A 6,644-nucleotide genomic window follows, 5' to 3' on the forward strand; every position below is an offset into this window, starting at 1 on the left:
ATTGCGGTCGGTCTTTTGCGCCTGGCTGGATGGGACAACATCGCTGCCGGGTTGCGGCACCATGCCCGCCATCCCGATCAGGCGCTCGCGCTGGCCTTGACCTCATGAAACCGACAATTCCGGGGCCCTGTCAGCGTTCCGTAGAGCGCGTTTCCGAGGAGGCTCTGGCCGACCCAGTTGTTGCTCAATGCCGCCGGGTCGAGCGATACCGGTTCGCGAACCTGGATCATGGTGGCCGAACCACCGGAGACGGGATCGCCGACCGGTTCGTCCGAGGCGTCGCTGGAAGCGGGGGTGCCACAGGCTCCCGCGAGCAGCAGCACCGAGCATGCCGCGGCGACGGTGGTCAGAGTGCGCCTGGTCATCGAACTCCTCTATGTGCGACGTGTCACATTACCTTTTGGGAAGTTAGCAAGATCACGTCGAATATAGAAGACCATCTCCTGAAATGGTCCCCGTGGGTACGATCGTCCGCATGGGGGATACGTCCCGTCGTCCGGGCCGACCGCGCGACACCAGCATCGACGAACGGGCGCTTGCCTCCGCCCGCGAACTCCTCGCTGAGCAGGGCTTCGAAGCGACGACGATCCAAGCCGTGGCGATGCGGTCGGGGGTGCACGCATCGGCGATCTATCGAAGGTGGTCATCGCGGATCGAGCTGATCGAGGACGCTGCCTTCCCCATGGAACGTCCGTTGCAGGTGAGCCCCATCGGGGACCTTCGAGAGGACCTACGCTGCTTCATCCGCGCGTACGCCGACACGTTCAGCGATCCCGCGACACGCGCGGCGGCCGGTCCTCTGCTGGCGTACCGCCGGTCGGATACCGGTAACGGCGCGGCCTACCAGAGGGTGTCGGTGCGACCCCAATTCTTTGCAATCCTGCACTCTGCGCCACCGGGTACCGTCGATCCGTCGATCGATCCCAACGACGTGTTCGACATGCTCCTCGGTGCGGTGTGGACGCGCATCATCGTGCCGATCACGGACTCCCGGCCCGACCCGATCGAGCGCACGGTGGAGATGCTCGTGCGAATGCTGCGACCATGAAGCAGAAACCGGAGCAGGCAGGACAAAAGTAGAGCTCGCAGCCCAGTAGTGCACTGGGCTGCGAGCTCTATGTGGAGACTGCGAGCTTCGTCAGACGGCGCGCTCCGTGTCGCGCAGTGCGCCGAGCGCGTCGATGCGGGCGACGGCATCGGTCATGATCCGGTCGATCAGCTCCGCGCAGCTCGGCAGGTCGTCGACCATGCCCACGACCTGACCCGAGGCGAGCACACCGGCTTCGGTGTTGCCTTCGACGAGACCGGCTTTGAGCAGCATGGGGGTATTGGCGGCCATGATGATCTGCTGCCAGGTACGGTCACTCGCCTTCTTCATGGCGAGTCCGTCCTTGACCAGCGTGGACCACTTCATGCCGGTCATCGACTTGAACTTCGTCGCGTTTCGTGCGGCTGCGACGAGCCCCTTGGCGTAGCTGGACTTCTCGAGGCTGTTCACCAGTTCGGTGTTGAGGACGCGGTGTGGCATTCCGTCGACCTTGAGGGACACGGTGGTGTCCTGCAGACCGCGAGCGAGATACTGCTGCTTGACCGAATCCGGCACCGCGCTGTCGCTGGTGAGCAAGAACCTCGTGCCCATCGCGACACCGGCCGCACCGTACGACAACGCCGCGGCGAGACCGCGACCGTCGAAGAAACCGCCCGCAGCGATGACGGGGATGTCGACGGCATCGAGCACGCTGGGCAGCAGCAACGTGGTGGCGACGGGGCCCGTGTGACCACCGCCCTCACCGCCCTGCACGATCACTGCGTCTGCACCCCACGATGCGACCTTGACCGCATGCTTGGCTGCGCCGATCGACGGGACCACGACGATGCCGTGATCCTTTAGCTTCGCGATGAGTTCCTTCTTGGGAGCCAGCGCGAACGACGCGACCTTGACCTTCTCGCGGATCAGCAGATCGATGCGCTGGCCCGCATCCGACGCATCGGCACGCATGTTCACGCCGAACGGTTTGTCGGTCAGCGACTTCGTCTTCGCAACTGCCGCTTCGAGTTCCGGGTACGTCATCGTCGCGGAGGCGAGGATGCCCAGACCGCCCGCATTCGACGTCGCGGCCGTCAAACGCGGACCCGACACCCACCCCATGCCCGTCTGGACGATGGGGTGCTCGATGCCGACGAGTTCGGTCAGCGGAGTCCGCAGCAAGGCCTTCCCGCCACCGGAAGTCACAGCGAGACCTCGCGATCACGCAGGCCCTTGGGGTCGATGACCTCGCGGATCAGTCGCAGTTCTTCTGCGGTCGGCTCGCGGGTGACGCCTGCCTCGGCGAGGCCGGCGACCTCGAACGACGTGTTCGCGGCGACGGTCTCCGCGTCGACGCCCGGATGTAGTGTCACGGCGCGGAACGAATGGTCCGGCCCACCGAAGTCGAACACACCGAGGTTGGTGACCACGCGGGGGATCTCGAGGAAACGGAACGCGGGGTTCTCGGGGTCGATCTTGTCGTAGCCCACGCCACACACGACGTCGACCTTGTCGGCGAAGACGCGGGTCGAGTGCTTGCCCACCCAGTAGCTGGTGGCGTGGTTGATGGTGTTCCCCGGGGCGCCGCGCACACCGAACATCTGTCGCGTCGGCTTCTGCAGGTCGTCGCCGAAGGCCGAGAGGTTCTGGTTGCCGTGCCGGTCGATCTGGTTGGCGCCCATCACCACGTGCCGACGACCGGATGCGACGACGTCGAACACCTTGCGGAACGGCATCCAGCCTTCGACCGGAGCCTTCGCGCCGAGTGCGGGCACCTCGGCGAGGATGAGTGCCTCACCGTCGGTGATCACCAGATCGGGTTCGGTGGTGAGCTTGGCCAGGCGAGCTCCGATCTGCGGGAGCGTCGCCATCGGGCTGGCGACGATTTCGCCTGCACCGGAGAAGATCTCGGCGCACGCGATTGCGCAGTATTCGGCGCGGGTCACAGTGTCGGTGGTGGTCATGCCTGCTGCTCCTCTGCGAACTTCTTGATGGCGGCCTGGTAGTCCTCTTCGGATCCGGAGAGGAACCGGTCGACGAAGGCCTGCCACGACTCGGGGGTCTTGGCGGCCTCGGCGTAGTGACGCTGGAACTTCTCGTCGCGCCCGTACGAATCGCCGGCGAGGGTGAAGTGCGCGCCGTTCGGTGCCTCGACGACACCGTCGACCATCAGACGGTTGAGCAGCAGCTGCTGCAGGGGAACTTCCTTGACCAGCTGCTCGGTCTCGACGATCTTCTCCACGGAGACGTACCGCTTCTCTGCGGCCATGCAGTAGAGATCGTCGAAGTAGGGATCGACGCCCTGGTAGCCGGCGTTGCCGTGCTTGTCGCCGATGTTCAGGTGCACGAAAGAAGCATCCAGGTTCAACGCGGGCATTGCGATCAGGGTCTCGCGCTTACCGGATTCATCGGCGTAGGGCGAGGTGACGGTCTGGAGTTCGTCGCCCCAAAAGGTCTGCACGTCGGAGCCGAGGCCTGCCCGGATCGGCAGGAACGGCAGGCGCGCGGCGGCAGCTTCGAGGCCGCACTTGACCATGCCCTCGTCCATCTCGCGGGCGACGAGTTCGCCGGAGGTGCGGGCCTTGGCGAACCACGGGTCGTAGAACGGTGCCGAGTCGAGCGACACGAAGCCGTAGTACGCCTTCTTGACCTTGCCGGCAGAGCACAGCAGTCCCAGGTCGGGGCCACCGTAGGTCACGACGGTCAGGTCCTTGATGTCCGAACGCAGAATTGCGCGGACGAAGGCCATGGGCTTGCGGCGTGATCCCCAGCCGCCGAGGCCGATGGTCATTCCGCTGCGCAGTTCGCCGACGACCTCGTCGAGCGACATCCTCTTGTCACGCATGAGTGTTCAAGCTCCTTCTGGTGCTTCCCAGTTCTCGTAACTGCTCAGTTCTCGTGCAACTCAGTGGTTGCTTCGCGGCTTGCCCGTCGCAACGAACTCGTCGCGGTGCTCGTCGGCGACACCGGCAAGGTTCAGTTCGAAAGTGAAGCCCTGTTCGATGCGGTAGGCGGTCTTCACGTCGACCGGATCGATCCGATTGATCGCTTCCTTGGCACGGCGAATGACGCGCGTGTCCTTGGCGGCGATCATCCCGGCGACTTCGCTTGCGGCGGCGTCGAGTTCGTCGCGCGGCACCACCTTGTAGACAGACCCGAAATGCTCGAGTTGCTGGGCAGTGACGTTCTGCGCGGTGTAGTACAGGGTGCGCATGAGGTGCTGGGGGACGAGGCGTGCGAGGTGGGTTGCGGCGCCGAGCGCGCCGCGGTCGACCTCGGGAAGGCCGAATACGGCGTCGTCGGACGCGACGATCACGTCGGCGTTGCCTACGAGCCCGATGCCGCCTCCGACGCAGAAGCCGTTGACCGCGACGACGACGGGTACCTCGCAGTCGTAGACCGCGGCGAATGCGGCGGCGCAGCCGTGGTTGGCGGCGATGAGGGCATCGAAGCCTTCGGTGGCCTGCATTTCCTTGATGTCGACGCCGGCGTTGAAGCCGCGGCCCTCGGCGCGCAGCACGACGACGTGCGTGCTCATGTCCTTGCCCGCGGCCACGATGGCGTCGGCGAGCTCGAACCACGCGGCGGAGGGGAGAGCGTTCACGGGCGGGAAGTCGACGGTGACCGTGGTGATCCCTGCGCCGTCGGAGGTGGAGGTGATGCCCATGGCATTTTCCTAACGTCGGTACCGAACCAAGCGATTGCTTGGTAAGTTAGCACATGCCTGTTCGAGGGCACAGTGACTCGGGGTCGGGCCTCAGTACCCGGGCAGGTCGTCGCCGGGAAAGCGGCGCCGGATAATTTTTCCGGTGGTGTTGCGAGGCAGCAGATCCCGCGTGAACCGCCAGCGGGTCGGCACCTTGAAGTAAGCGAGATGATCGGCAACGTACGCCGTCAGTTCCTCTTTGGTGGCAGACGAACCGGGATTCAGGACCACGACCGCGCCCACCTCCTGCCCCCATTCGGGGTGCGACACGCCGCTGACCAAGCACTCACGTACCGCAGGGTGGCCGCCGAGGACTCGCTCGACCTCCGAAGGATAGATCGACTCGCCGTTCTGTTCGATGAGATCCGCCCGCCGCCCCAGCAGTCGCAGCCGGCCGCCCTCGACGACGCCGTAGTCGCCCGTCCGCAACCATCGGTCGGCGGTGATCGTCTCCGCGGTGGCCTCGTCGTCGTCCCAGTACCCGAGCATCACGAACGGGCTTCGCACACAGACCTCGCCGGGTTGGCCGTCGGGGAGCCAACCTCCATGTTGGTCGCGGATCTCGAGGCTCACTGTGATCACCGGCTCGCCGACGGTGCCCGGATACCGATCGAGTGACTCAGCAGTTGCGGCAGTGATCGACGTGCTGCACTCGGTGATCGTGTAACTGTCGACCACGGCGTGACTGCCGAAGGGCAACTTCTCGCGGATCCGCTGTTTGAACTCGGGGGTCGACGGTTCCGAGGACAACATGAACCCGATCAGTGAGGTGAGATCGTACCGGTCGAGATCGTCGACCTCGAGCATCCGCGCCGCCATCGACGGCACCGCGTTCCAATGGGTGATCTCTTCGCTTTCGATCAGTTCCAGCACCGGACGGACTCCGAGCCAGCCCTGGTTCATGATGACGGTGCTGCCGGTCGCGAGGCGGGGCACCACGGTGTTGTGCAGGCTTGTGATGTGGCACAGGGAGGAGGTGAGCAGGTGGCGGGTGTCCGACGGGACGCCACGTGCGTATTGCTCTCCGGTCCAGGCGGCGGTGATCGCGTCGGCGTAGCGATGATAGTCGGCCACCGCCAGCAGATTCCGCTGCGAGTGCAACGCCCCTTTGGGCTCCCCGCTGGTACCGGAGGTGAACAGAAGCACCGCCGGATCATCCTCATCGACCCTCGGTGGGGGAGGCTGCGCCCCGATGAACTCCCTGATCAACCGCGGCATGTCATCCTCGATGGTGAGGATGATCGTGTCGCTCGCGCCCATGGTGGCAACGGTTTCGGCACGTTGTTCGTCCACGAACACCACCCGCGGACGCGAATACCGGATCCCGACCTCGATCTCCGGCCGCACCCACCACGCGTTGATCCCTACTGCGATCGCACCCAGTGCCTGCGTCGCCCAGAAAGCGGTGACCCATTCGGGCCGATTCGCCGACAGGATCGCGACCCGGTCACCGACCGAAACCCCATAGCGTTCACGTAGCGCTGCAGCCAGTGCATAGGCGTCGCGCGCGTGCTGCGCAAACGTGATTCTGCGCTCTGACGTGACGAGATACTCGCGATCACCCCAGACCAGCGACTGCGACAGCAGGTCGGCGACGGCCCGCCCTCGGTGCTTCATCACCGGCATCTCGGTGCCCAGCACGTCGCCCATCACGATCTCGAAGTCGCCGCCCCGGCCGGTGAGCCGAGAAATGAGCTGGTCCAGGAACGGCCGCGGGTCCGGCGGGACGGTCACCGGAACCTCGCCTGGATGCCCCGTCGTTCACGGCGGGCAGGAATGACGTTCGACATGTCGGACCCTTCTGTTGTCATGGGCAGATGAGGACCGCGTACAAGGTCCGGGCCTACCCGGATCCCGAACAGTCGGCGCTGCTGCGCCGCACGTTCGGTTGCGTGCGCGTCGTGTGGACCA

Annotated in this window: 8 protein-coding genes; 2 read left to right on the forward strand and 6 right to left on the reverse strand. The window is 65.2% G+C overall.

The window, feature by feature from the left end; genetic code table 11:
* Positions 1-77: 77 nt before the first annotated feature.
* Complete coding sequence (locus MWU77_RS24240; RefSeq protein WP_247275005.1) at positions 78-365, reverse strand: hypothetical protein; 288 nt, start codon at positions 363-365, stop codon at positions 78-80.
* Positions 366-475: 110 nt separating this feature from the next.
* Here MWU77_RS24240 and MWU77_RS24245 point away from each other — a divergent pair, with 110 nt between their 5' ends.
* Positions 476-1,048 carry a TetR/AcrR family transcriptional regulator gene (locus tag MWU77_RS24245; RefSeq protein ID WP_247275006.1) on the forward strand — a complete coding sequence of 191 codons (573 nt, stop codon included), beginning with the start codon at positions 476-478 and terminating at the stop codon, positions 1,046-1,048.
* A gap of 90 nt (positions 1,049-1,138) precedes the next feature.
* Here MWU77_RS24245 and MWU77_RS24250 read toward each other — a convergent pair whose 3' ends face one another.
* The 5 genes from MWU77_RS24250 to MWU77_RS24270 form a co-directional block, all read right to left on the reverse strand.
* Positions 1,139-2,209, reverse strand: coding sequence for a nitronate monooxygenase (locus tag MWU77_RS24250; protein ID WP_281499599.1), 1,071 nt, complete (start codon positions 2,207-2,209; stop codon positions 1,139-1,141).
* 20 nt (positions 2,210-2,229) lie between these two features.
* Complete coding sequence (locus MWU77_RS24255; RefSeq protein WP_169688141.1) at positions 2,230-2,991, reverse strand: CoA-transferase subunit beta; 762 nt, start codon at positions 2,989-2,991, stop codon at positions 2,230-2,232.
* On the reverse strand, positions 2,988-3,872 hold the full coding sequence (gene ipdA / locus MWU77_RS24260; RefSeq protein WP_206039900.1) for a cholesterol ring-cleaving hydrolase subunit IpdA: 885 nt from the start codon (positions 3,870-3,872) through the stop codon (positions 2,988-2,990). Before ipdA ends, MWU77_RS24255 begins: the two co-directional genes overlap by 4 nt.
* A gap of 60 nt (positions 3,873-3,932) precedes the next feature.
* Positions 3,933-4,694 carry a (7aS)-7a-methyl-1,5-dioxo-2,3,5,6,7,7a-hexahydro-1H-indene-carboxyl-CoA hydrolase gene (gene echA20, locus MWU77_RS24265; protein WP_169688142.1) on the reverse strand — a complete coding sequence of 254 codons (762 nt, stop codon included), beginning with the start codon at positions 4,692-4,694 and terminating at the stop codon, positions 3,933-3,935.
* A gap of 90 nt (positions 4,695-4,784) precedes the next feature.
* Positions 4,785-6,467: a class I adenylate-forming enzyme family protein gene (locus tag MWU77_RS24270; RefSeq protein WP_247275008.1), complete on the reverse strand. Its 1,683-nt coding sequence runs from the start codon at positions 6,465-6,467 to the stop codon at positions 4,785-4,787.
* Positions 6,468-6,550: 83 nt separating this feature from the next.
* On the opposite strand from MWU77_RS24270, the gene MWU77_RS24275 reads away from it, so the two are divergent.
* Positions 6,551-6,644 (forward strand): helix-turn-helix domain-containing protein (locus MWU77_RS24275; protein ID WP_247275009.1); only part of this gene is annotated, 94 nt, incomplete at its 3' end.

The organism is Rhodococcus sp. F64268 (genome assembly GCF_023015605.1).
GTDB lineage: Bacteria > Actinomycetota > Actinomycetes > Mycobacteriales > Mycobacteriaceae > Rhodococcus.

What these genes read in the sequence shown, in the direction of transcription:
- MWU77_RS24240 (WP_247275005.1), bottom strand. Translation starts at nt 365, where the DNA reads ATGACCAGGCGCACTCTGACCACCGTCGCCGCGGCATGCTCGGTGCTG.
- MWU77_RS24245 (WP_247275006.1), top strand. Translation starts at nt 476, where the DNA reads ATGGGGGATACGTCCCGTCGTCCGGGCCGACCGCGCGACACCAGCATC.
- MWU77_RS24255 (WP_169688141.1), bottom strand. Translation starts at nt 2,991, where the DNA reads ATGACCACCACCGACACTGTGACCCGCGCCGAATACTGCGCAATCGCG.
- ipdA (WP_206039900.1), bottom strand. Translation starts at nt 3,872, where the DNA reads ATGCGTGACAAGAGGATGTCGCTCGACGAGGTCGTCGGCGAACTGCGC.
- echA20 (WP_169688142.1), bottom strand. Translation starts at nt 4,694, where the DNA reads ATGGGCATCACCTCCACCTCCGACGGCGCAGGGATCACCACGGTCACC.